This is a genomic window from Cnuibacter sp. UC19_7, from assembly GCF_042699995.1.
Taxonomy (GTDB): Bacteria; Actinomycetota; Actinomycetes; order Actinomycetales; family Microbacteriaceae; genus Cnuibacter.
This window is the reverse complement of sequence record NZ_CP170560.1, coordinates 3,915,232-3,938,826: the sequence shown is the minus strand read 5'-3', so window position 1 is coordinate 3,938,826 and position 23,595 is coordinate 3,915,232. Positions and strand designations below refer to the sequence as shown.

General features: G+C 71.1%; 20 protein-coding genes. 6 read left to right on the top strand and 14 right to left on the bottom strand.

The features are described 5' to 3' along the window. Positions 1 to 7: 7 nt before the first annotated feature. Together ACFJGV_RS18915 and ACFJGV_RS18910 are read right to left on the bottom strand one after the other, a co-directional pair. Positions 8 to 1,012: a ketopantoate reductase family protein gene (locus ACFJGV_RS18915; RefSeq protein WP_378145791.1), complete on the bottom strand. Its 1,005-nt coding sequence runs from the start codon at positions 1,010 to 1,012 to the stop codon at positions 8 to 10. Then, the gene (locus ACFJGV_RS18910; RefSeq protein WP_378145790.1) at positions 1,009 to 2,193 is read right to left on the bottom strand and encodes a pyridoxal phosphate-dependent aminotransferase; all 1,185 of its coding nucleotides are present in this window, start codon (positions 2,191 to 2,193) and stop codon (positions 1,009 to 1,011) included. The genes ACFJGV_RS18915 and ACFJGV_RS18910 overlap by 4 nt, the downstream gene beginning before the upstream one ends. 174 nt (positions 2,194 to 2,367) lie before the next feature. Here ACFJGV_RS18910 and rpsT point away from each other — a divergent pair, with 174 nt between their 5' ends. Together rpsT and ACFJGV_RS18900 are read left to right on the top strand one after the other, a co-directional pair. Next, positions 2,368 to 2,628 (top strand): 30S ribosomal protein S20, encoded by a 261-nt coding sequence (gene rpsT / locus ACFJGV_RS18905; RefSeq protein WP_378145789.1) that lies wholly within the window; start codon positions 2,368 to 2,370, stop codon positions 2,626 to 2,628. Between the two features lie 95 nt (positions 2,629 to 2,723). Further along, the gene (locus ACFJGV_RS18900; RefSeq protein WP_378145787.1) at positions 2,724 to 3,080 is read left to right on the top strand and encodes a DUF4440 domain-containing protein; all 357 of its coding nucleotides are present in this window, start codon (positions 2,724 to 2,726) and stop codon (positions 3,078 to 3,080) included. Between the two features lie 55 nt (positions 3,081 to 3,135). On the opposite strand, the gene holA is transcribed toward ACFJGV_RS18900, so the two are convergent. Genes holA through ACFJGV_RS18885 form a run of 3 tightly spaced genes read right to left on the bottom strand, consistent with a single transcriptional unit; the run spans position 3,136 to position 7,300 of the window. After that, positions 3,136 to 4,185 carry a DNA polymerase III subunit delta gene (gene holA / locus ACFJGV_RS18895; RefSeq protein WP_378145785.1) on the bottom strand — a complete coding sequence of 350 codons (1,050 nt, stop codon included), beginning with the start codon at positions 4,183 to 4,185 and terminating at the stop codon, positions 3,136 to 3,138. A gap of 10 nt (positions 4,186 to 4,195) precedes the next feature. Next, the gene (locus ACFJGV_RS18890) at positions 4,196 to 6,595 is read right to left on the bottom strand and encodes a ComEC/Rec2 family competence protein (RefSeq protein WP_378145784.1); all 2,400 of its coding nucleotides are present in this window, start codon (positions 6,593 to 6,595) and stop codon (positions 4,196 to 4,198) included. Between the two features lie 15 nt (positions 6,596 to 6,610). Then, a complete protein-coding gene (locus ACFJGV_RS18885; protein WP_378145783.1) occupies positions 6,611 to 7,300 on the bottom strand; it encodes a ComEA family DNA-binding protein in 690 nt (229 codons plus the stop codon). A 160-nt stretch (positions 7,301 to 7,460) separates the two neighbouring features. On the opposite strand from ACFJGV_RS18885, the gene ACFJGV_RS18880 reads away from it, so the two are divergent. From ACFJGV_RS18880 to ACFJGV_RS18870, 3 genes are all read left to right on the top strand, one after another. Beyond that, complete coding sequence (locus ACFJGV_RS18880; protein WP_378145782.1) at positions 7,461 to 8,471, top strand: LacI family DNA-binding transcriptional regulator; 1,011 nt, start codon at positions 7,461 to 7,463, stop codon at positions 8,469 to 8,471. Positions 8,472 to 8,625: 154 nt separating this feature from the next. After that, positions 8,626 to 9,972 carry an L-fuconate dehydratase gene (locus ACFJGV_RS18875; protein WP_378145781.1) on the top strand — a complete coding sequence of 449 codons (1,347 nt, stop codon included), beginning with the start codon at positions 8,626 to 8,628 and terminating at the stop codon, positions 9,970 to 9,972. Continuing rightward, positions 9,969 to 10,946 carry an aldo/keto reductase gene (locus ACFJGV_RS18870; RefSeq protein WP_378145780.1) on the top strand — a complete coding sequence of 326 codons (978 nt, stop codon included), beginning with the start codon at positions 9,969 to 9,971 and terminating at the stop codon, positions 10,944 to 10,946. Before ACFJGV_RS18875 ends, ACFJGV_RS18870 begins: the two co-directional genes overlap by 4 nt. Positions 10,947 to 10,958: 12 nt before the next feature. On the opposite strand, the gene leuS is transcribed toward ACFJGV_RS18870, so the two are convergent. The 5 genes from leuS to ACFJGV_RS18845 form a co-directional block, all read right to left on the bottom strand. Then, entirely contained in the window at positions 10,959 to 13,541 is a 2,583-nt protein-coding gene (gene leuS / locus ACFJGV_RS18865) for a leucine--tRNA ligase (RefSeq protein ID WP_378145778.1), read from the bottom strand. Positions 13,542 to 13,647: 106 nt separating this feature from the next. Continuing rightward, on the bottom strand, positions 13,648 to 15,291 hold the full coding sequence (gene cydC, locus ACFJGV_RS18860; protein ID WP_378145777.1) for a thiol reductant ABC exporter subunit CydC: 1,644 nt from the start codon (positions 15,289 to 15,291) through the stop codon (positions 13,648 to 13,650). Then, on the bottom strand, positions 15,292 to 16,983 hold the full coding sequence (cydD, locus tag ACFJGV_RS18855) for a thiol reductant ABC exporter subunit CydD (RefSeq protein WP_378145775.1): 1,692 nt from the start codon (positions 16,981 to 16,983) through the stop codon (positions 15,292 to 15,294). 4 nt (positions 16,984 to 16,987) lie between these two features. Further along, positions 16,988 to 18,028: a cytochrome d ubiquinol oxidase subunit II gene (gene cydB / locus ACFJGV_RS18850; protein WP_378145774.1), complete on the bottom strand. Its 1,041-nt coding sequence runs from the start codon at positions 18,026 to 18,028 to the stop codon at positions 16,988 to 16,990. Between the two features lie 9 nt (positions 18,029 to 18,037). Beyond that, positions 18,038 to 19,450: a cytochrome ubiquinol oxidase subunit I gene (locus ACFJGV_RS18845; RefSeq protein WP_378145773.1), complete on the bottom strand. Its 1,413-nt coding sequence runs from the start codon at positions 19,448 to 19,450 to the stop codon at positions 18,038 to 18,040. A gap of 116 nt (positions 19,451 to 19,566) precedes the next feature. On the opposite strand from ACFJGV_RS18845, the gene ACFJGV_RS18840 reads away from it, so the two are divergent. Next, a complete protein-coding gene (locus ACFJGV_RS18840) occupies positions 19,567 to 20,295 on the top strand; it encodes a DedA family protein (RefSeq protein WP_378145771.1) in 729 nt (242 codons plus the stop codon). On the opposite strand, the gene ACFJGV_RS18835 is transcribed toward ACFJGV_RS18840, so the two are convergent. From ACFJGV_RS18835 to ACFJGV_RS18820, 4 genes are read right to left on the bottom strand one after another with little or no spacing between them, the layout of a single operon-like run. After that, entirely contained in the window at positions 20,288 to 21,229 is a 942-nt protein-coding gene (locus tag ACFJGV_RS18835; protein WP_378145769.1) for an ABC transporter substrate-binding protein, read from the bottom strand. The genes ACFJGV_RS18840 and ACFJGV_RS18835 overlap by 8 nt on opposite strands. Before the next feature lie 5 nt (positions 21,230 to 21,234). Beyond that, on the bottom strand, positions 21,235 to 21,972 hold the full coding sequence (locus tag ACFJGV_RS18830) for an ABC transporter permease (RefSeq protein WP_378145767.1): 738 nt from the start codon (positions 21,970 to 21,972) through the stop codon (positions 21,235 to 21,237). After that, on the bottom strand, positions 21,969 to 22,667 hold the full coding sequence (locus ACFJGV_RS18825; protein WP_378145765.1) for an ABC transporter permease: 699 nt from the start codon (positions 22,665 to 22,667) through the stop codon (positions 21,969 to 21,971). Before ACFJGV_RS18825 ends, ACFJGV_RS18830 begins: the two co-directional genes overlap by 4 nt. Further along, the gene (locus ACFJGV_RS18820) at positions 22,664 to 23,476 is read right to left on the bottom strand and encodes an ABC transporter ATP-binding protein (RefSeq protein WP_378145763.1); all 813 of its coding nucleotides are present in this window, start codon (positions 23,474 to 23,476) and stop codon (positions 22,664 to 22,666) included. Before ACFJGV_RS18820 ends, ACFJGV_RS18825 begins: the two co-directional genes overlap by 4 nt. Positions 23,477 to 23,595: the final 119 nt, after the last annotated feature.

Sequence of the window (23,595 nt, the reverse complement as noted above, 5' to 3'; positions counted from 1 at the left end):
AGGTCGCTCAGAGGCGGCGGAACACCGCCCGCGGCACCCGCGCGGGCGGCACGAAGCGGCCCGTCCGCTCCACCTCGTGGACGAGCGCGACCAGGCGCTCGTTCACGGGGGTCGGGAGACCGGCGACCCGTCCCTCCGAGACGACGGCTCCGTTGAGATGGTCGATCTCGGTCGGCTGACCACGGCGGATGCTCTGCAGCGTCGAGCCCGGATTGGGCGTCGCCCCCATCCGCCGCGCCATCAGCTTCGGCAGCATCTCGGCCCAGCGGAGCGGCGCCATCGAGAACACGGTGAGGAGCCCCTCGCCGAGGCCTGACATCGGCTCGAAGCGGACGCCACGGGCTCGGGCCGCCACGACGGCCTCGCGCATCGACGCGGTCATCACCTGGCGCAGCACCGGCACGCGCACCACGTCCTGCACGCTCATGCCGGTGATGGCGGGCAGCGCGTTGACCTGGTTGACGATGAGCTTCGTCCACTGGGCGCCCACGAGGTTCGTGGTCGTCGTGATCGGCACGGCGCTGCCGAGCGTCGCCGCCACACGGTCGAGCACCGCGGCGTCCTTCCGGTGGTCGACCGCGCCGAGGATCGTCGGCCCCGGGGTCGTGATCGCCACGCTGCCGGGCGAGAGGAACGAGGCGGCGTAGAGGGCGAGGCCGCCCAGGACGGCCGATCCGGGCAGGGCGGCGGCGACGCGTTCCGCCCCGCCGAGGCCGTTCTGGATCACCAGGACGTCGGTGCCGCGCAGCGCCTCGGCGTTGTCGGCGACGGCGCGATCGGCGTCCTGCGCCTTCACCGCGATGATCGCGAGGTCGGGGCGCTCGTCGAGACGCTCCTGCGCCGTGAGATGAGCCCGGTGGTCGCCCCAGCCTCCCGTCAGCAGGAGCCCGTCTCGCCGGATCGCGTCGAGGTGCTCACCGCGGGCGGTCACCACGACGTCGTGTCCGGCGCGGTCGAGCGCGGCGGCCACGGTGCCGCCGATCGCGCCGGCGCCGATCACCGCGATGGTCATCGGACGGCCTCGGCGCGCCCCGCCGCGCTCACACCCTCGTTCTGGGGGCCGGGGAGCCTGCCGAGCCCCTCGAGCAAGTCGGCCTCCGAGGCGGCGACGCACACCCGGATCCAGCCCTCCCCCATCCGCCCGAAGGCGCTGCCCGGGGCGACCGCCACACGCTGCTCGAGCAGGAAGCGCTCGGCCCACGAGGCGACGTCGCCCTCGGTGGCGTACGACAGGTCGACCCAGAGGTAGAAGGCTCCGGATGGCTCCAGGTACCGGATCCCCCGCTCGCGCAGCAGCGCCGTCGCGATGTCGAGGTTCTCGCGGTAGTGCTCCGCGGCGCGTTCGACGTGCTCCTGCTCGCCGGTGAGGGCGGCGACCACGGCGTGCTGCGCCGGGGTGTTGATGCAGCTCACGATCGCCTCCTGCGCCGACCGGAGCAGCGGCGCGAATCCGGGCGGCGTGATGAGCCAGCCCACACGCGCGCCGGTCAGCGCGTACGTCTTCGATGCGGAGAACACCGCGAGCACGCGCTCGTCGTCGCCCAGCCCGAGCATGCTCGTGTGGCCTGCACCGTAGGTGAACCGCTCGTACACCTCGTCGCTGATCACCCAGAGGTCGTGCTCGCGGGCGAAGGCGAGGATGCGCTCCATGGTCTCGCGCGGGAAGATCGCGCCGAGCGGGTTGGACGGCGAGTTGACGATGATGGCCCGTGTGCGGTCGGTGACGAGCCGGGCGAGCTCATCGAGATCGGGCTCGAAGCCCCGGTCGGGATGGAGCGGGTACGGCACCGGCGCGGCCGACAGCAGGTGCGCGTTCATCGTGAAGGTCGTGTACCCCGGATCGGGCACGAGCACCTCGTCGCCGACGTCGAGCACCAGGTTCATCGCCAGGTGAAGCGCGCCGGTCGCCCCGTTCGTCACCCACACCCGCTCACGGTCGACCTCGACCCCGTGACGCGCCCGTAGGTCGTCGCGGATCGCGTCGCGCAGCGGGATGATGCCCCCGTTGGGCGTGTAACCGGTGTCGTCGGCCGTCCAGGCTGCCGCGGCGGCCTCGAGGATGTGCGGCGCCACCTCGACGTCGGGCTCACCGACGGCGAGGTACACGACGTCGTCGAGCGACTGCGCGAGCTCGAAGACACGACGGATGCCGGACGGGGGAACGGTGTCGGTATGGGACGCGAGGCGCGGCATAGTCGTCCACGCTACTCCGTCCGATTGTCCCGCCCCCGACGACCTGGTAATGTTGTCTGTTGGCTTACGCATCCGCAGGTTTTCGAAGGATGCGAACAGCGGCCGCGCGACGCGCGACGCGCCTCGAACGGCCGCACCGCATCCATCCGAAGAAGACACAAGAGGTTATTCCCCGTGGCAAACATCAAGTCGCAGATCAAGCGCATCGGTACCAACAAGAAGGCGCAGGAGCGCAACAAGGCCGTCAAGAGCGAGCTCAAGACCGCCATCCGCACCACCAAGGCCGCGGTCACCGCCGGCGACAAGGCGAAGGCCGAGGCGTCGTACGCCGTGGCTGCCAAGAAGCTCGACAAGGCCGTGAGCAAGGGCGTCATCCACAAGAACCAGGCGTCGAACCGCAAGTCGGCCATCGCCAAGCAGGTCTCCGCTCTCTGAGCCGACCTCGCGTGAAGGAGCCCCGCCTCGGCGGGGCTCCTCGCGTTTAACGGCCCGGGCTTCGTGCTCTCGAGGCCGAGCGCTACGGTCGAGGCATGTGGGAGCCGGATGCGGACGCGTTCACCGCGATCAAGGATGCGGAGCTCTCGCTCCTGACGTCGGGGACGCGCCGCGACCCCGACCGGGTGGCGGCGCTGCTCGCCGACGACTTCGTCGAGATCGGGCGTTCCGGGCGGCGGTGGACCGGGACGGAGATCGTCGACTCGCTCGCCGACGAACCCGAGCGGCCCACCCCGGCGACGTCGGACTGGCTCTTCCATCGCGTGGCGGACAACCTGGTGCTCGTGACCTACGTCATCCGAGGTGACGGGGTGGAGAGCCGCCACTCGTCGCTCTGGCGGACCGACGGACCGGTGCTCGTGTTCCACCAGGGCACCCTCGTCGCCCCGTGAGGGCGGCCCCGGCCTGCGAGGGCGGCCCGACCTCGTGTCTCGACGCCGGGCGCGATCAGGGACGGGCGCCGCGGGCGGCGATCGTGGCGACGACCGTCTCGAGTGCGTAGACCGGGTCGCGCGAGGCGCCCTTGACGTTCTCGTCGGCGGCGGCCAGGGCCTGGATCACGCGGCCGAGGCCCTCGCTGGTCCAGCCGGAGAGGTCGCGCCGAGCGCGGTCGATCTGCCAGGGCGCGAGCCCCAGCTGACCCGCCAGTTGGCCTGAGCCGCCCCGGGTTCCGGCGACCTTCGCCATCGTGCGGATCTTCATCGCGAACGCGGCGACGATCGGCACAGGATCGGCCCCGGAGGCGAGCGCGTGCCTCAGCAGCGCCATCGCCTCGCCGTAGCGGCCGGCGATCGCGGCATCTGCGACGGAGAACGCGTTCGTCTCGACCCGACCGGCGTAGTAGCGCTCGACGGTCGCCTCGGTGATCTCGTCGCTGGCGTCGGCGATGAGCTGGGCGCAGGCGCTCGAGAGCTCGGCCAGGTCGTCGGTGAAGGCGGAGACGAGCGCCCGCACCGCTCCCGGTGTGACGCGCTTGCCCGCGGCCTTGAACTCCGCGACGGCGAACTCGTAGCGCTCGGTGTCTTTCTTCAGCTCGGCGCAGACGATCTCGATCGCGGTGCCCGAGGCGGCGCGGATGCCCTCGAGGAGCTTCTTGCCCCGCACACCACCCGCGTGCCGGATGACGACGTACGTGTCGTCGGCCGGCGAGGCGAGGTAGTCGAGCGCCTCCACGAGGAACGCGTCGGAGGCCTTCTCGGCCGCGGACACGCGGATGAGCCGGGGCTCCTGGAAGAGCGAAGGACTGGCCAGCGTGAGCAGCTCGCCCGGGGCGTACGACGCCGCGTCGATGTCGTTCACCTCGAGGCTCGGATCCTCGGCGCGCAGGAGGTCGCGCAGGATGCGCCCCGCACGGTCGGCGAGGAAGCCCTCGGGCCCGGTGACCAGCACGACGGGCGCCGGACGGACCTCGCTCCAGCTCAACTGCGGGATGGCCGCCTTCGGGGCCTTGGTCGAGCCCCCGCGCGCAGGCGCGGTGCGTGACCGGCTCGTCGCCATGGTGCTCTCCTCATCGCCGCCCGGCGCCCGCTCGGACGCCCTCGTGAAGCCTACCCGCGACATCCGACCACCCTCGCGGGCCGACGCGACCCGCCTCCGGCGGTGCGCGCTCCGACCACATCGTGATCCTCCCCGGCGTCCCGGCGACCAGCAGGAGCCCGCCGAGGTCGGTGCGGAGCGCCGCCGTCCCGACGCTCTCGAGGATGCCGAGCAGTCTCTCGGTCGGATGTCCGTAGTCGTTCCCCGCCCCGACCGAGATCAGGCCGACCGTCGCGTGGACCTCGCGGTAGAGCGCCTCGCTCTGGTCGGCGGACCCGTGGTGCGACACCTTCACGACGTCGACGGCCGGGAGCGGCCCGGCCGAACGGAGCCGGACCTGAGCCGACTCGCTCAGGTCGCCGAGGAACAGCATCCGGAGCGCGCCGGTGACGAGGAGGGTGACACTCGCGTCGTTGCCCTCGTCGCGCGATCCCCCGCGCGGCCAGAGCACGTCCCACCGCAGGTCGCCGAGCACACCATGGTGCCCTCGCGCGGCGGGAAGGATCCGCGCCCCGCCGGCGGTCAGCGCGTCGCGGAGGCGAGCTCCTCTGCCGCTGGGGTCGGGCCCCACGAGGACGTCTCCCGCTCTCCCGACGACGGCGGAGGCGCCGCCGACATGGTCGTGGTCGTAGTGGGTGAGCACGACGAGGTCGAGCCGCGAGACGCTCAGACGCTCCAGACACGCCTCGAGCAGGGCGGGATCGGGCCCCGCGTCGATGAGCGCGACATGGCCGGCGCTTCGCAGGACGAGGGCGTCGCCCTGGCCGATGTCGCATGCCGCCACGAGCCAGTCGCCGGGGATCGAGACGGATCGGGCGACCGTCCGGCCCACCCCGATCGCCACGGCCGCCAGCACGACGACCAGGGAACCCGCGAGCAGCCCGACCCCCAGCCGAGGCCGCCGGGCGAGGACGACGATGCCCGCTCCGACGGCGGCGCAGCACAGCGCCACCAGCGGTGCGACGACCAGGGGAGCGCCCTCCGGCTGGATCACCGCGCCGGGCAGGGACGAGAGCGTGCGGGCCACAGCGGCGATCCACGACGAGCCGACCCACGGGATCCAGCCGGCGATGCCCGCGAGAGGCGGACAGAGCGGCGCGAGCACGCAGAGCACCGACCCGGTGATGGTCGTGAAGGCGGCCGCCGGCTCGGCGAGCAGGTTCGCCGGGACGGCGTAGAGCGCGATGCTCGGTTCGAGGAGGAAGAGGATCGGCTGGCAGGCGACCTGCGCCGCTATGGGGACGGCGATCACCGCCGCGAGCCACCGGGGCATGACGCGGGCGAGGAGAGCCGCCGCGGGCGCCGCCACGAGGAGGAGTCCGGCCGTCGCCGCCACGGAGAGGGCGAAGCCGGCGCTCACCGCGAGCGCCGGCTCGGCCACGAGGAGGACCACGACGGCCAGCGCGAGGGCGGCAGGGCCCTGGCGCGATCTCCCGAGGGCGGTGGAGACCAGCACGACGGCCGCCATCGCCGCGGCTCGGAGCACGCTCGGCTGCGGTGTCACGAGCACGACGAACGTCACGAGCAGTGCACCGCCGATGACCAGACGCGACCGGAGCCCTGCACCCGCGGCGGCCGCGACCGCGACGCCCGCTCCGACGACGATGGCGCAGTTCGCCCCGGAGACGGCCGTGAGGTGGGTGAGCCCCGTGTCGAGCATCGCCTGCTCGAGATCGTGCGGCAGCTCGCTGTCGTCGCCGACGACCAGGCCGGTGAGGAGGTCGCCCCCGTCGCCGGGCAGGCCGTCGGCGACGTCGCGGAAGGCGCGGCGCACCGCGTCGGCCCACCCGAGCCACCAGGGTGGTGGGGACAGGACCTCCGGCGGCCCCTCGGCGATGAGGAGCGGCGCTCGTGCTGCAGAGGGATCGCCCACGAGGGTGGAGTCGAACCGGAGCCGTTCTCCGAGCGGATGCGCTCGCGAATCGTCGACCTCGGCCAGCACGGTCACCGGCATGGCCGCGTCGACGACGTCGCCTCCGCGCTCGAACGACTCCAGCGTGGCCGAGAACCGCACGGCGACGGACGCGCGGTCGTCCTCGTCATGCTCCCCCGATCCCCGGAGTGCGGCGCTCTCCCGCGCCGCCACGAAGGAGGTGATCTCGACCGTCGCGAGACCGTGGCGCGCGCCCTCCAGGGCGGGCGGGTGCCGCAGCGGGGCGGCCGCGAGGACCACCCCGACGACCAGCGCGGCGGCGGCCACCGCGACGGCGAGCGCTCCCCAGAGACCGCCCCGTGTGGTGCGACGGAGAAGCAGCGCGAGCGCCAGGAGGACGAGGACGACGCACCAGAGCACGATGCCGAGCGGCAGCGCGCACCCGGGCCACAGGGCGGTCGCCGCTGCCGCGCTCCATGCGCACCCAGCGGCCGGCACGAGACGCACTCGTCCTCACACCCTGACGAGGTCGCGGATGCCCCCGAGCGTCTTGTCGCCGATGCCAGGCACCTCGAGCAGGTCGTCGACGGAGGCGAAGGGGCCGTTCGTCTCGCGGTAGTCGATGATCCGCTGCGCGGTGGCGGGACCGATGCGCGGGAGCTCGTCGAGTTGAGCCAGAGTGGCTCGGTTGAGATCGATCGGGCCGGCCGTGCCGCCCCCGTCGGCCCCGGAACCCCCGCCCGCGTCGGGCGGGGGCGCCTCACCCTGGGCGAGCACACGCAGCTGTTCGCCGTCGGCGAGCGGCCGGGCGAGGTTGACGCTCGCGCGATCGGCGTCCGCCGCGAAGCCGCCCGCCGCCGCGACCGCATCGACCACGCGCGCCCCAGCGACCACCCGGTAGAGACCCGGCACCGCGACGGCGCCGAGGACGTGGACCAGCAGGGCCTCGCCGCCGTCTGGCGAGACCTCGGCATCCCCAGGATCTGACGCGCTTCCCGTGGCCGCGGGCGACGGTCGACCCGGAGACGCCGAGGGCGCCACCACGCCGGCGGAGCCGACGGGGCTCGCCGCGCTCACGACGACGGCGACCACCAGCGCGACGACCACGAGCACGATGGCGGCGCCGACGCCGATCCGCAGCGTGCGCGGACGTGTCTCGGGGAGGTCGGCGGGCGGCGTGGGATCGGGGACGAGATCGGACATGGCGCCCACGGTAGGTCGAGCCCTCCGTTGAGGGTCGTCCAGAACCGGATCTGTGGAGAACCCGACCGCTCGCCGCGGCTGTGAGATCTCGGTGCTCGGAGTCCCCGCCGTTCCGCGGCCCGCAGCGACGGGGCGGGCCCGTCTCCCTAGACTGATCCGCATGGCGACCCTCAGCGACGTGGCCTCTCGGGCGGGGGTGTCCGTCTCCGCCGTCTCCCGCGTGCTCACCGGCGCCGCCGGCGCCCGGGTCAGCGACGCCACGCGCCAGCGCATCCGCGATGCGGCCCGGGAGCTCGACTACCGGCCGAACCACGCGGCGCGTGCCCTGAAGCTCGCGCGCACGAACGTCATCGCGCTCGTCGTGCCCGACCTGCCGAACGCGATCGTCAGCGATCTTCTGCGCGGTGTCCAGGACGAGGGCCATGACCGCGGGTACATGGTCCTGCTCGCGCGCGCCGAGAGCGAGCTCGAGGGGTACGCCCTCCCGCGCCTGCTCGGTGAGGGCAGGATCGACGGGGCGCTCGTCCAGGCCGGAGACGCCACGCCTCCCGCCGAGCTCCGCGAGCAGATCGACGAGGGTCTGCCGGTCGTCTACGTCAACTCCAATCATCCCGACGACGCCGGCTTCGTCGACCTGCAGGACGAGCTGGGCGCGGCCGTCGCGACACGCCACCTCGTCGACCTCGGGCACGAGCGGATCGCCTTCGTCGGCGGTCTGCCGTCCTCGGTCACCGGGCGGCGACGGGTCGCGGGCTTCAGAGAGGCCATGGCCGATGCCCGGTTGCCGGTGGACGAGGCCCTCGTCACCGACCTCGGCTATGAGCTCACGGCGGGCCGCACGGCGGTCGGGCGGATCCTGGAGCAGCGCGCGAGACCCTCGGCGATCGTGGCGGCGAACATCAACGCGGGCTTCGGCGTGCTGCTCGAACTCCGCAGCCGGGGCCTCATCGTTCCGGACGACGTATCGGTCGTCGCCATTCACGACGCGTGGACCGCGGACAGCACCTGGCCGCCGCTCACCACGGTGAGGATGCCCCGTTACGAGCTCGGGCGTGCCGCGATGGCAGCTCTGTACGAGCGCATCCGCGGCGGCAGCGTGCCCCGGGTCGTCGTCAGCGACCCGCCGCCCGAGCTGATCCCCCGGGAGTCGACGGCGCCTGCAGCCCACTGACGACAGAACTCTCCGCCGCGCCTCGGCGTTCCGAGCTGATGCCGTTGTCTGATCAAACGTTTGACCACCGGCCGCTCTGCGAGCTAGCCTGACCCCGGTGCCGCGCGGAGAAGCCGGGTGGCATGCGGATCCACGACTGAACGGTTCTCTGCAGATGACTCGAATCACCGGGGTCGACGTGTTCGACGTCCGCTTCCCCACCTCCCTCAGCCTCGACGGCTCCGACGCCATGAACAAGGACGGGGACTACTCGGCGGCCTACGTCGTCCTGAAGACCGACGGCGACCTCCGCGGCTACGGGTTCACCTTCACGATCGGGCGCGGCAACGATGTCGTCACCGAGATGTCGCGACAGCGGGCGCTGCCCCTGATCGGCCGCGACGTCGAGGAGATCGTGGGCGATCTCGGGGGCACCTACCGAGAGCTCGCCGCCGACTCGCAGCTGCGCTGGCTCGGTCCGGAGAAGGGCGTGGAGCACCTCGCCATGGCCGCGGTGATGAATGCCGTCTGGGACATGGCGGCCCGGCGGGCGGACACGCCGCTCTGGCGTCTGCTCGCCGACATGACCCCGGAGGAGCTGGTCGACGTCGCCGATCTCCGCTACCTCTCCGACGCGCTCACCCGTGAGGAGGCGCTCCAGATCCTCACCGACATGGCGCCCACCCGCGGTGACCGCATCGCCGAGCTGGAGCGGCGCGGCGGCTACCCCTGCTACACGACGAGCGCCGGCTGGCTGGGCTACAGCGACGACAAGCTGCGGCGGCTGCTCCAGGAGTCGATCGACGAGGGCTACCGGCACCTCAAGCTGAAGGTCGGAGCGGACCTCGAGGACGACATCCGCCGCTGCGGCATCGCGCGCGAGGTCATCGGGTGGGACGCCCACCTCATGATCGACGCCAACCAGGTCTGGGATGTGCCCCAGGCCATCGAGTGGGTGGGCCGCCTCGCCGAGTTCAAGCCGCTCTGGATCGAGGAGCCCACCAGCCCCGACGACGTGCTCGGCCACGCCGCCGTGCGCAGGGCGGTCGCGCCGATCGGGGTCGCCACCGGTGAGCACGGGATGAACCGGGTGCTGTTCAAGCAGATGTTCCAGGCCGAGGCCATCGACTTCTGCCAGCTCGACTCCGCCCGGCTGGCGAGCATCAACGAGATCCTCGCCGTGTACCTCATGGCGAAGAAGTTCGACGTCCCGGTCTGCCCGCACGCCGGTGGGGTGGGCCTCTGCGAGCTCGTGCAGCACCTCTCGATCTTCGACTTCGTCGCCGTCTCCGGATCGCTGGATGGGCGGGTGACCGAGTACGTCGACCACCTCCACGAGCACTTCACCGACCCCTGCATCGTGGTCGACGGCAACTACGTCCTGCCCTCCCTGCCGGGTTACTCCGCCGAGATGCACGAGGAGTCGATCGCGGAGTTCTCCTTCCCCGACGGCGGCTACTGGACGAGGGCGCGCGCCGAGGAGCGGTCGCTCGAGGCGGCGGGCGCCGGGGTATCGGTGTGAGGACCAGGCGCCTCCGCACCGGCGTCGAACTCACCGAGATCGGGCTCGGCACGGCCCAGTTCGGCAACCTGTTCCGTGAGACCACCGACGAGGCGTCCGCCGATGCGTACACCGCGGCGCTCGAGGCCGGCATCCGCTACGTCGACACGGCCCCGCACTACGGTCTGGGGCTCTCCGAGCGCCGCCTGGGCGACATCCTGCAGCGCACCGGCACCCGGAGCGCGGTCGCAGTCTCCAGCAAGGTCGGCAGGCTCCTCGTCGACAGTCCGGAGACGGCCGGCAGGCAGGACGACGAGGGGTTCGCGGTGCCGGCCACCGTACGGCGTGTCCGGGACTTCGGCCGCTCGGGCATCCTGCGATCCGTCGAGACGAGCCTGGCCCGGCTCGGCACCGACTACCTCGACATCGTGTACCTCCACGACCCCGACGAGCACTGGGAGGCGGCGTCGACGACGGGGGTCGACGCGCTCGTCGAGCTGCGCGACCAGGGCGTCGTCCGCGCGATCGGCGCCGGGATGAACCAGGCGGCGATGCTCGCCGAGTTCGTGCGGCGCACCGACGTCGACGTCGTCATGGCCGCCGGACGGCTGACTCTGCTCGACCAGAGCGCGACCGAGGAGCTGCTGCCGCTCGCCGTGGAGCGCGGCGTCGGCGTGGTCGCCGCGGCGCCCTACAACTCGGGGCTCCTCAGCCGCGACGTCGTGCCCGCGAACGCGCACTTCGACTACGCCGAGGCGCCGCCCGCCATGGTCGAGCGGGCCAGGCGCATCGCCGAGGTCTGCGCCCGCCACGGCGTGCCGCTGCCCGCCGCGGCGGTGCAGTACCCGCTCCGGTTCCCCGCGGTGGTCAGCGTCGTCGCCGGTGCTCGCGTCGCGAGCCAGGTGCGGTCGACGACCGAGCGCGCCGCCGTCGACATCCCGCCCGCCCTCTGGGACGAGCTCGACGCCGAAGGACTGGCCCCGCGCGGAGCCTGAGCCGGTCGCACCTCAGCCGACCGGCTTGGTGACGATGTTGACTAGACGCGGCGGACGGCAGACCACCGTCACGATCTCGCGGTCGCCGACCGTCCGCACCACTCCGGGGAGCGTGCGGGCGAGCGCCTCGAGCTCGGCGCTGCCGATCTTCGGCGACACCTCGACGCGGTCGCGCACCTTGCCGTCGACCTGGATGACCGCCGTGACGGCGTCCTCCGTGAGGAGCGACGGGTCGGCCTTGCGCCATCCGTAGTTTGCGATCGCGGGCTCGTAGCCGAGCCGCTGCCACATGTCCTCGGCGGTGTACGGCGCGAACAGGCTGAGCCCCAGCGCGATCGTCTCGACGGCCTCGCGGACGGCGGGGTCACCGGCACCGGGGCCGGAGTCGACGGCCTTGCGGACCGTGTTCGTCAGTTCCATGAGGCGGGCGACCACGACGTTGAACTTGAACGCCTCGATGAGCCCGGGCGCCTCGGCCAGGAAGCGATGGGTGACCTTGCGCAGTGCGCGATCGCCGTCGCGCCAGTTGACCTCGGGCGCGCTCGTGACCTCGCCCGAGAGGCGCCAGGCCCTCGCCAGGAACTTCGCCGAACCCGAGGGCGACACGTCGGCCCAGTCGATGTCGTCCTCCGGGGGCCCGGCGAAGGCCATCGTGAGGCGCACGGCGTCGACGCCGTGCTCGTCGAGCTGGTCGGACAACCGCACGAGGTTGCCCTTCGACTTCGACATCGCCGAGCCGTCCATGAGCACCATGCCCTGGTTCAGCAGGGCGCTGAAGGGCTCGGTGAAGGGCACGTAGCCGAGGTCGAACAGCACCTTCGTGATGAAGCGGGCGTAGAGCAGGTGGAGGATCGCGTGGGTCACGCCGCCGACGTACTGATCGACGGGCGCCCACTTCTCGACCTCCTTCGGGTCGAACGGCTGCGTGTCGTCGTTCGGCGAGAGGAAGCGGAGGAAGTACCACGAGCTGTCGACGAACGTGTCCATCGTGTCGGGGTCGCGGCGGGCCGGGCTCCCGTCGACCGGGTTCGGCACGTTCACCCAGTCCTCGGCGGCGCCGAGCGGCGACGAGCCCTTCGGCGTGAGGTTCAGTCCCTCGGTGGGCGGCAGCACGACGGGCAGCTGATCCTCCGGCACCGGATGCTCGGAGCCGTCCTCTCCGTGGATGATCGGGATGGGCGTGCCCCAGTAGCGCTGACGCGAGATGAGCCAGTCGCGCAGGCGGTAGTTCTTGGCCGGACGCCCCGTGCCCGCCTGCTCGAGCAGCTCGATGATGCGGCGGATGGCGTTCGACTTCGACAGGCCGTCGAGCGGGCCCGAGTTGATGAGGCGCCCCTCGCCGGTCAGCGCGGTGCCCGTGGACTTCGGGTCGAGCGGCGGCAAGTCGTCGAGGTTGTCGAGGTCGATCACCGGGATGACACCGGTGACGGGCTGGTTCGTGTCGACCACCACACGCACGGGCAGGTCGAACGCCCGGGCGAAGTCGAGGTCGCGCTGGTCGTGCGCGGGAACCGCCATGACCGCGCCGTGACCGTAGTCGGCCAGCACGTAGTCGGCGGCCCAGATCGGGATGCGCTCCTTCGTCACCGGGTTCACGGCCCAGCGTTCGAGCGGCATGCCCGTCTTCGGTCCGTCGGTGCTCTGACGCTCGGTCTCGGACGTCTTCTGCACCTCGGCGAGATACTTCTGGAAGCGCTCCTGCACCTCGGGGGTCGAACCGGCGGCCAGCTCGATCGCGAGATCGGAATCGGGCGCGACGACCATGAAGGTCACGCCGTAGAGCGTGTCGGGTCGCGTGGTGAAGACCGTGACCGGCTCGTCGCGACCCTCGATGGCGAAGTCGACGTCGGCGCCGACGGACCGGCCGATCCAGTTGCGCTGCATGGCGATGACCTTCGACGGCCAGGTGCCCTCGAGCTGCTTCAGGTCGTCGAGCAGACGGTCGGCGTAGTCGGTGATGCGGAAGTACCACTGCGTGAGCTTCTTCTTCACCACCATCGCGCCGGAGCGCTCCGAGGTGCCGTCGGGCAGCACCTGCTCGTTCGCGAGCACGGTCTGGTCCACCGGGTCCCAGTTGACCCAGCTCGCCTTCCGGTAGGCCAGGCCCTTCTCGTACATCTTGAGGAACAGCCACTGGTTCCACTTGTAGTACTCGGGGTCGGACGTGTGGAGCACCCGGCTCCAGTCGAACGAGCTGGCGTACTTCTTGAAGCTCTGGTGCTGCTGGTCGATGTTGTCGTACGTCCACTGCCGCGGGTCGAGGCCGCGCTTGATCGCGGCGTTCTCGGCCGGCAGGCCGAACGAGTCCCACCCGACGGGGTGCAGCACGTTGAAGCCCTGCTGGCGCCAGTACCGGGCGATGACGTCGCCGAGGGCGTACGCCTCGGCGTGCCCCATGTGGAGGTCGCCGGAGGGGTACGGGAACATGTCGAGCACGTACTTGCGCGGGCGGGTGTCGCCCGGGATGTCGGTGCGGAAGGGCTTCAGGTCCTCCCACACGGGCATCCACTTGGCCTGGAGGCTCGCCGGATCCCAGCGCTCGGACTCCTCGGCGGCCTTGCCGCCCTCGCTGACGGGGCTGTTGTCGATGACCACGTGGTTCTCACTTCATTGCAGGCGCGTGCGGCACGAGAAAGAGGCCGGAGGGTCTGGGGGTGCCGCGGGAGGACGGTGCGCTCGAAGACGCACCTCGTCAACAGTACTAAAGGTGGAGGGCACGGTCGACGAGGGCGGGATCGACGGGAGCGTGCGAGATGAGCACCACGGCCCGGCCGGATGCGCGCGCGGCACCGACGAGGTCGGCGACGAGAGCGTCCGCACGGTCGGCGTCGACCCCCGCGGTGGGTTCGTCGAGCACGAGGACGGGCCGATCGGCGAGCATCGCGCGGGCGAGCGCGATCCGCTGCGCCTGGCCCCCGGAGACGAGCGAGCCGCGTTCGCCGACCCGCGCATCCAGACCGCCCCGCTCGGCCGCCCACGCCCCCAGACCCACCCGGTCGAGCACGGCGAGCAGCTCGGCGTCGTCGCTGTCCTCACGGGCGAAGAGCAGGTTCTGGCGGATGTCGTCGTCGAAGAGGTGCGGCGACTGCTCGCAGAGCCCGATGACCCGTCGCACATCGTCCGGGGCGAGGTCGCGCACGTCGACCCCGTCGATCTCGTACCGTCCGCCGTGCTCAAGGAATCGCACGAGCACGTGGGCGAGCGTCGTCTTGCCCGCTCCGCTCGATCCGGTGACCAGCACGCACTCCCCCGCTTCGACGTCGAGGTCGACGCCCGAGACCGCCGGCTCCGCCGCGCCCGGCCACCGCGCCGACACACCGCGGAGGCGGATGCCCCGCCCCTCCGGCAGGGCCGCGGCCGTCGTCGGCGCCTGCTGAGCGGGGATCTCGGCGGGGATCTCGTCCGGCACGACCTGCGCGATCCGCTGCGCCGACGCCGAGACCCGGCGCCACGAGCCGAGCGCGAGCGGGATCATGCCGAACACCTCGAACACGGCGAGCGGCACCAGCACCACCACCGCGAGCGCGGGCCCGTCGAAGCCGCCGCTGCCGAGCGAGGGGACCCCCACCAGCACGGCGAGCAGCGTCGCCGCTCCGGCGAGCAGGGTGGTGAGGGCCGAGGCGATGCTCGCGCCCGCCACCCGGCGCCGGACCGCGGCGGTGAGGGCGCGGTCGGCCTCGTCGAGGCGCCGCTCGGCGGCCGGCGCCGCCCCGTAGGCGATCAGCGTGTCGAGAGAGCGCAGGTACTGGCCGAGGCGGGCCAGGTGCTCCCCGCGGAGCACCGCCACGCCGCGCTGGACGCCCCGCGCGACCGCGGAGTCGACGGCGGTGCCGACCACGGCGGCCACGACGAGGCAGGCGAGCAGGGTCAGGCCCGCCGCAGGCAGCAGGATCCACACGAGGACGACGCTCGCCATGGCCGTGAGACCGGAGACCAGGATCGGCTGCACCACGCGGAGCGGGAGGTCCTGCTGGTCGTCGACGTCGGAGACGAGCCGAGACAGCAGGTCGCCGCGGCGCGTCGAGCCGAGTCCGTCGGGCGAGCGCGGGACGAGGCGCTCGTAGAGCCCCACCCGCAGCTCGGGCATGGCGCGGAAGGCCGCGTCGTGGCTCGCGAGCCGCTCGGTGTAGCGGAAGAACGCCCGCCCGAGGGCGAAGGCCCTCACCCCCACCATGGCGGCGGACAGGTAGAGGATGGGCGGCTGCTCGGCGGCGCGCGTGATGAGGTAGGCGGACGTCGCGAGCAGGGCGACGGCGCAGAGCGCGCTCAGCAGCCCCAGCAGGATGCCGGGGACCGCGCGGCCACCGCGGGGCATGGCGAGGCGGAGGACGTCGGATCGCTGCACTCAGACCACCTCCACGCTCTCGTCCGCGGCGCTGCCCGTGACCTCGGCGGCGCTGCCCGCGACCTCGGCGGCCGGCTCGGGGCGGATCGCGACGATGGAGTCTGCCGAGGCGAGCACGGCCTCCCGGTGGCTCACCACGACGACGGCGCGGCCCTCCTCGGCGAGCGCGCGGGCCAGCCGCACGACCGCATCCTCGGCCACGGCGTCGAGGGCTGACGTGGGCTCGTCGAGGGCGACCACGGCGCAGTCGAGGCGGCGGGCGCGGTACGCCGCCCGGGCGACCGCCACACGCTGGGACTGGCCGCCCGAGAGCCCGCGGCCCTCCGCATCCGCCGATCTCGTCAGCTCGAGCTCGGGAGCCCCGGCCTCGTCGAGACAACGGCGGGCGAGCGCGACGTCGGGGTCGTCGTCGCCCAGGGCGACGTTGGCGAGCAGATCGCCCTCCACCAGGTCGGCCCGCTGGCCCGACCAGCTGATCCACGGCCGCGGCGGCGCATCGTGGGTCGCGTCGCGACCGGCCACCAGGATCCGGCCGTCGTGCGGAGCGAATCCGACGAGCGCGGCGAGCAGCGATGACTTTCCGCTGCCGCTGGGGCCGGCGATCGCGGTCACCCGGCCCGCCGGCAACACGGCGTCGACGGCGCCGAGGGCCGCGCCCTCGCGCATCACGCGCACCCGCTCGAGCACCACCGACGACCCCCGCGGTACCGGTGCCCCGGCCGACGCCGACGCTTCGGCGACGGGCGCGTCGAGGATCGCGAACACGTCGTCGGCCGCGGCCACGCCGTCGGCGGCCGCGTGGAACTGCGTGCCCACGCTCCGCAGCGGCAGGAAGACCTCCGGGGCGAGCAGGAGCACGAACAGCCCCACCCCGAGCCCCAGGTCGCCGTCGATGAGCCGGATGCCGATCGAGACCGCGACGAGGGCGACCGATAGGCTCGCGGCGAGCTCGAGCGCGAACCCGGAGAGGAACGACAGCCGCAGCACCTTCATCGTCTGCACCCGGGACTCGTCGCTGACCGAGCGGATGCGCTGCGCCTGCCGATGCTGACGGCCGTACAGGATGAGGGTGGAGAGACCCCCGACGACGTCGAGGAACGCGCTCGAGAGACGGGTCAACCGCTCCCACTGCCGGGCCTGCATCGACTGTGTCGCCCACCCGATGAGCACCATGAACACCGGGATGATGGGCAGGGTGATGGTGACGATGAGTCCGCTCAGCCAGTCCTCCCACCACACCACGGCCAGCAGAAGCGGCGTGGCGACGGCCGTGAGGATGAGCTGGGGCAGGTAGCGAGAGAAGTACCCGTCGAGCGCGTCGAGCCCCGGGCCCACGGTCGTCGAGACGGAGGCGCTGCTGCGGCGCGCGAGCCAGGCCGGCCCGAGGGCGCTGATCTTCGCCACGACGGATCGGCGCAACTCGCTCTTCACCCGCGCCGCCGCCTGAGCGGCGTTCGCGTCGGCCCACCAGGTGGCGAGGAAACGGACGGCGATCGACGCCGCGAGCGCGCCGATCAGCGGCCCGAGGTCGGCGAGGGACGCGCCGCCGATCGCCCGCACCACGAGGCTGCTCGCAGACCAGGCGAAGGCGGCGATCGCGAGGGTCTGCAGGAACCCGGCGAGGCCGCCGAGGGCGAAGAACGTCCTGGCTGCGACGGCGTAGCGCAGCAGCCGGGGATCGACGGGACGCATCGTCCTAGTGTGCGCCCTCGGGCTGAGCGCCCGCCTCGTCGGCCGTCTTCGGCTCGCCGATGTGAGCCCGTGTGACGCGCTTGCGGAAGATCCAGTACGTCCACGCCTGGTACCCCAGGATCAGCGGCAGGAACACCAGTGCGACCCAGCTCATGATCGACAGCGTGTACTCCGACGACGACGCGTTGGCGATGGTGAGCGAGTTCGCCGGATCGTTCGAGGCCGGCATCACGTTCGGGAAGAGCGACAGGAAGAGGCTGAGCACGGCGAAGGCGATGGTCGCCGCCATGAGCCCGAACGCCCAGCCCTCCCGGCCCGCCGCGTTCGACAGCACGGCCAGCACGAGCGCGACGGCTGCCGCTCCCGCGAGGGCGATGCCCGCCGGGGTGCCGTAGGCGGCCGAGGTCCAGACCAGGAACGCCGCCGCGACGACGATCGTGACGACTCCCGCCCGGGTGGCGAGCCGACGAGCACGCCCGCGGATCTCCCCGTCGGTCTTCAACGCGACGAACACCACGCCGTGGGTGAAGAACAGCAGCAGAGTCGTGAGCCCGCCGAGGAGGCCGTAGGGGTTCAGCAGGGTGAGCAGCGACCCGGTGAAGTCGTGGTGCGCATCGAGCGGCACGCCCTGGACGATGTTCGCGAAGGCGACACCCCAGAGGAACGCGGGCACGGCCGAGCCGACCGTGATCATGAGGTCGAACCGGCGCTTCCAGCTCGCCTCGGGCCGCTGGTGGCGGTACTCGAACGACACCCCTCGGGCGATCAGCGCCAGGAGGATGAGCAGCAGCGGCAGGTAGAAGCCCGAGAACAGGGTCGCGTACCACTCGGGGAACGCGGCGAACATCGCGGCGCCCGCCACGATCACCCAGGTCTCGTTGAGATCCCAGACCGGGCCGATCGTGTTGATGAGCACGCGCCGGTCGGTGTCGTCCTTGCCGAGGAAGGGCAACGACATGCCGACGCCGAAGTCGAAGCCGTCGAGCACGAAGTACCCGACGAAGAAGAACCCGACGATGAAGAACCAGAGGGTGGGGAGGTCCATGATCAGCTCCTAGTAGACCGTCGCGTGGTGCGTGACCTCGCCCGTGGCCTCGTCCTTCTCAGGCGGCTCGGGCGGACCCTTGCGGATGGCGCGGACGATGAGCCGGAACTCCACCACCGCGAGCGTCCCGTAGATCAGCGTGAAGGCGACCAGCGAGATCAGCACGTCGAGCCCGGTCACTCCCGGCGACACGGCGTCCTCGGTCTTCAGGAGACTGAACACGATCCACGGCTGCCGGCCCATCTCGGTGAACACCCAGCCCACGACCATGGCCAGGAGCGACAGCGGGAAGCTCCAGACCGCGGCGCGCCACACCCAGCGGTTCTTCGGCATGCGGCCCTTGCGGGTGAGCCAGAGGCCGACGACCGCGACCAGCACGTGGAGCATGCCGAGCCCGATCATCCAGCGGAACGCCCAGTACGTGACCCAGATGGTCGGGGTGTAGTCGCCGGGGCCGTAGAGCTGCGTGTACTGCGCCTGCAGGTCGTTGATGCCCTCGACGGTGCCGTCGAGCGTGTGCGTCGAGAGGAAGCTCAGCAGATACGGGATGCGGATGGAGAACAGCTCGTGCACGCCGTCGGGTGTGCCCAACGTGAAGATCGAGAACGACGCATCCGCACCGGTCGAGGTGGTGTACAGCGCCTCCGCCGCCGCCATCTTCATCGGCTGCGTCTCGACCATGGCAAGCCCCAGCTGGTCGCCGCTCAGCACGGTGAGCGCCCCCGCGATCACCATCATCCACAGCCCGAACTTCAGCGCCGGACGCATCGACTCGAGGTGCTGGTTGCGGGCCAGATGCCACGCCGCCGCCGCGATGATGAGACCCGCGGTCACCATGAACGCGGCGAAGATCGTGTGCGGGAACGCGGCGAGCGCCACCTTGTTCGTCAGGACCGCCCCGATGTCGGCGAGCTCGGCCCGGCCCTTGTCGGCGTTGATCGTGTACCCGACCGGGTTCTGCATGAACGCGTTGGCCGCGATGATGAAGTACGCCGAGAGGATCGAGCCGACCGCCGTGACCCAGATCGTGACGAGGTGCAGCTTCTGCGGCAGCCTGTTCCAGCCGAAGATCCACAACCCGATGAAGGTGGCCTCGAGGAAGAACGCGAGCAGGCCCTCGAGCGCGAGCGGAGCGCCGAAGACGTCGCCGACGAACCGTGAGTAGTCGCTCCAGTTCATGCCGAACTGGAACTCCTGCACGATGCCGGTCACCACACCCATCGCGAAGTTGATGAGGAACAGGGACCCGAAGAAGCGCGTGAGCTGCAGGTAGTGCGCCTTGGCGGTGCGCACCCACGCCGTCTGGAAGATCGCGACCGTCGTGGCCAGGCCGATCGTCAGCGGCACGAAGAGGAAGTGGTAGATGGTCGTCAGACCGAACTGCCATCGCGAGAGGAGCAGCGGGTCCAGCAGGTCGTTCACGGGTGTGACCTCCGATTCGGATCGAGTCTACCCGCCTTGTATACAAGCTCCGAACCGATTCAGCGTTTCCTCTGTTGTGCACGGTACCGTGGGCGAATGCCCTGTGGAATACAGCCATGAACGAGCTGCTGAGCACACTGCTCGACTTCGTCTCGAGCATAGATCCCCTGTTCAGGGTGCTTTTCGCGGGAATCGCCATCGCGCTCGAGACCAGCATCCTCATCGGCCTGATCGTTCCGGGCGACACTGTGGTCCTCGTCGCGAGCACGGCCGTCTCGAACCCGCTTGAATACACGTCGATGGTCGTGGTCGTGATCATCGGCGCCCTGTGCGGAGAGTCGTTCGGCTTCTTCCTCGGCCGCTGGGTCGGCCCGCGGATCCGGGCGAGCCGGGTGGGCAGACGCATCGGCGAGAAGAACTGGGTGCGCGCCGAGACCTACCTCGCGCGTCGGGGCGGGCTGGCGATCTTCCTCTCGCGCTTCATCCCCGTGCTCCACTCGCTCATCCCCCTCACCGTGGGCATGAGCGGGATGCGCTACCGCCGCTTCATGGCCTGGACGGTGCCGGCGTGCATCATCTGGGCCCTCGCCTACGTGAGCGTGGGCACGTTCGCCGCGGGCGGCTACCGGGAGCTGTCGAGCGAGCTGCACTGGGCCGGCTACGCGTTCGTCGGCGTGATCGTGCTCTTCGCGGTGCTGGTCGTCGTGGTGAAGAAGCTCATCCAGCGCGCCGAGCGCCGGCACATGTCGGAGGCGGACGACGACGCCCCGTCGTCTGCCGCCGAGGATGGGGCGGCAGGACGACGGGGCGTCGACGATTCCGGGAGCGGTACCGCGGCTACTTGAGCCCCTTCTCGGTCAGCCAGTCGGACGCGATCTTGTCGGTCGACTCCTGATCGTTGACGCTCTTGGAGTTGAGGGCGATGAGGTCGTCGACGGTGAGCGCGGCGCTGACCTTGTTGATGATCTCCTTGACCTGGTCGGTCGCGGCGGCCGAGTTGATGATCGGCACGACGTTCTGAGCCAGGATGAGACCCTTCGGGTCCTTCAGGGTCACCAGGTCGTTGGTGGCGATGTTCGGGTCGGCGCTGTAGATGTCGGCCAGCTGGACCTGGCCGTCCTTCAGGGCCTTCACCGTCAGCGGGCCGCCCGAGTCCTCGATCGGGGTGACCGTCACGGTGACGCCGTAGGCGCTCTTCAGCCCATCGGGGCCGTAGGGCCGGGTCTGGAACTCGGAGTTGGCGCCCACGGTGAGCGGCGTGGTGACCTTCGAGAGGTCCTCCAGGCTGGTGACGCCGTTCTGCTCGGACCATTCCTTCGTGACGTTGTAGGAGTCCTGGTCGGTCGCCTCGGCGTAGTCGAGGGCCTCGAGGCCCTTCGGCAGGGCGCCCTGCAGAGCGGTGAAGACGTCGTCGGGCGAGGTGGCGGTGGCGCTCGAGTCGAAGTACTGGAGCAGGTTGCCCGTGTACTCGGGGAACAGCGTGACGCTGCCGTCCTCCAGGGACGGGATGTACGCCTCGCGCTGGCCGATATTGAACTGACGCTGCACCGAGACGCCCTGGGCCTCGAGGGCCTGCGCGTAGATCTCGGCGATGATCTCGTTCGAGTAGTACGCCTGCGAGCCGATCACGATCGTGTCGGAGCTGGGGGTCGACGCGCCGGACGTCGACCCGGCGTCGAGCGGACTGCTGCTCGACGAACACCCTGCCAGCGCCACTGCTGCGCTGACCGCGACCGCGCCGATGACGGCGAGCCGGCCCTTCTTCCTTGCTGTGAACATGTGATTCATTTCCCTTCTCGGATGGGGGTTCCCATCACCGGGCGAAGCCTGGTCGGCCTCTCCCGGACATTCTCCGCTGTACCGGCGACAACGCCCCTGGGCACGACGAGCCGCTGGGTCAGGGCGAGGAGCAGCTCGAGCACGATCGCCAGCAGCGTCACGAGGATCGAGGCGCCGAGCATGATCGTGTAGTTGCGGGTCGAGTAGCCGAGGTAGATGAACGACCCGAGCGCCCCGCCCGTGACGTACGCCGCGAGCGTCGCCGTGGCGACCACCTGCAGTACGCCCGATCGGATCCCCCCGATGAGCAGCGGCAGCCCGAGCGGCAGCTCGACCTTGGTGATGATCTGCCACTCGGTCATGCCCATCGCCCGCGCCGCATCCACGGTCTTGCGATCGACGGCCTCGATGCCGGCGTACGTCCCCGCCAGCACCGGCGGGATGGCGAGGATGACGAACGTGATGAGCGGCGCGCGGAACCCGATGCCGAGCCCGAGCGCGATCAGGATGAGGAGACCCAGGCTCGGCAGCGAACGCAGGCCGCCGGACACCGCGACCGCCACGTCGCGCCCCTTGCCGGTGTGACCGATGACCACGCCGAGCGGAAGCGCGATGATGAGCGCGATCAGCACCGCGCCGAACGTGTACGCCAGCTGCTCGAGCAGTCGCGCGCCGATCCCCTGCGGGCCCTGCCAGTTCGCGGCGTCGAGGAGCCACGCGATCGCGTCGCCGAAGAGGCTCATGCGCTCGCCCCTCCCGCGGTCAGTGCCGTCGCCTCGCCACGCGAGCGCGCCTGGGCGACGCGGTCGCGGCGTGTCCACGGCATGAGGAGGCGACCGAGCAGCACGAGGATGCCGTCGAAGATCAACGCGATGACCACCACCATGACGATGCCGGTGAGCACCTCGGCCGGGATGTTGCGCTGGAAGCCGTTGATGAAGAGGTAGCCCAGGCTCGTGACGCCGACCGCGGAGCCGATCGTGAGGAGGCTGACGGTGCTCACCGAGACGACGCGCAGGCCGGAGAGCAGCACGGGACCGGACAGCGGGAACTCCACCCGGAAGAAGCGCTGCACGCCCGAGTACCCCATGGCGCTCGCCGACTGCAGGATGTCGGGGTCGATGCCGCGGAGCCCGTCGGCGGTGGTGCGCAGCAGGAGCGCGACGCCGTAGATCGTCAGGCCGATCTCGACGTTGATCGGATCGGTGATCTGCGTGCCGGTCAGCGCGGGCAGGAAGATGAACAGCGGCAGCGAGGGGATCGTGTAGAGCAGCCCGCCCACGGTGAGGAGGACCCCTCTCGTGAGGCGGAAGCGGTTGGCCAGCCACCCCAGCGGCACCGACAGCACGAAGCTCAGCACGATCGGGATCGCGCTGAGGTAGGCGTGCGTGACCGTGAGGCTCAGGATGAGCTCGACGTTGGAGAAGACCCAGTTCACCGCTGGAGCACTCCTGCCGGCGTGCCGTCCCCGGTCACCACCACCTCTCGGCCGTCGACCGACTCGATGTGCAGCGCCCGCTTGCCGCGGTCGGCGCCGACGAACTCGGCGACGAAGTCGTCGGCGGGGGCGGCGAGGATCTCCTTAGGCGAGCCCTTCTGCGCGATGTGGCCGCCGCGCTGGAGGATCACGATCTGGTCACCCAACCGGAAGGCCTCGTCGATGTCGTGGGTCACGAAGACGACGGTCTTTCCCAGCTCCCGCTGGAGCCGGATGGTCTCGTCCTGCAGCTCGGTGCGGACGATCGGGTCGACGGCGCCGAACGGCTCGTCCATGAGGAGGATGTTCGGGTCGGCAGCGAGCCCACGGGCCACGCCCACACGCTGCTGCTGGCCGCCCGAGAGCTGGCGCGGGTACTTCGAGGCGAGCGAGCGGTCCAGGCCCACGGTGTCGAGCAGCTCGAGCGCGCGCGCTCGCGCCTCGGCCTTCGGGACGCCGTTCAGGACCGGCACCGTGGCGACGTTGTCGACGACCTTGCGGTGCGGGAGCAGACCGGAGTTCTGCATGACGTACCCGATGCGCCGGCGCAGCCGCACCGGTTCGAGAGAGGAGGTGTCCTCGCCGTCGATGAGGATGCTGCCCGAGGTCGGGTCGATCATGCGGTTGATCATCCGCAGCAGCGTGGTCTTGCCGCAGCCCGACGATCCCACCAGCACGGTGGTCTTGCGGGGCGGGATCACGAGGTCGAACGACGCCACTGCCTGAGTGCCATCGGGGTACGTCTTGGTCACCGAGCGGAACTCGATCATGTCGGCCCTATCGTCCGAGGGGTCGTCGGACACAACCCACCCAGCAAGCCAAACACGGTTCGGCCTGGACGCCAAGCGGGTCGACACCCGGCGTCACATCGCCGACACGCCGAGGCAGA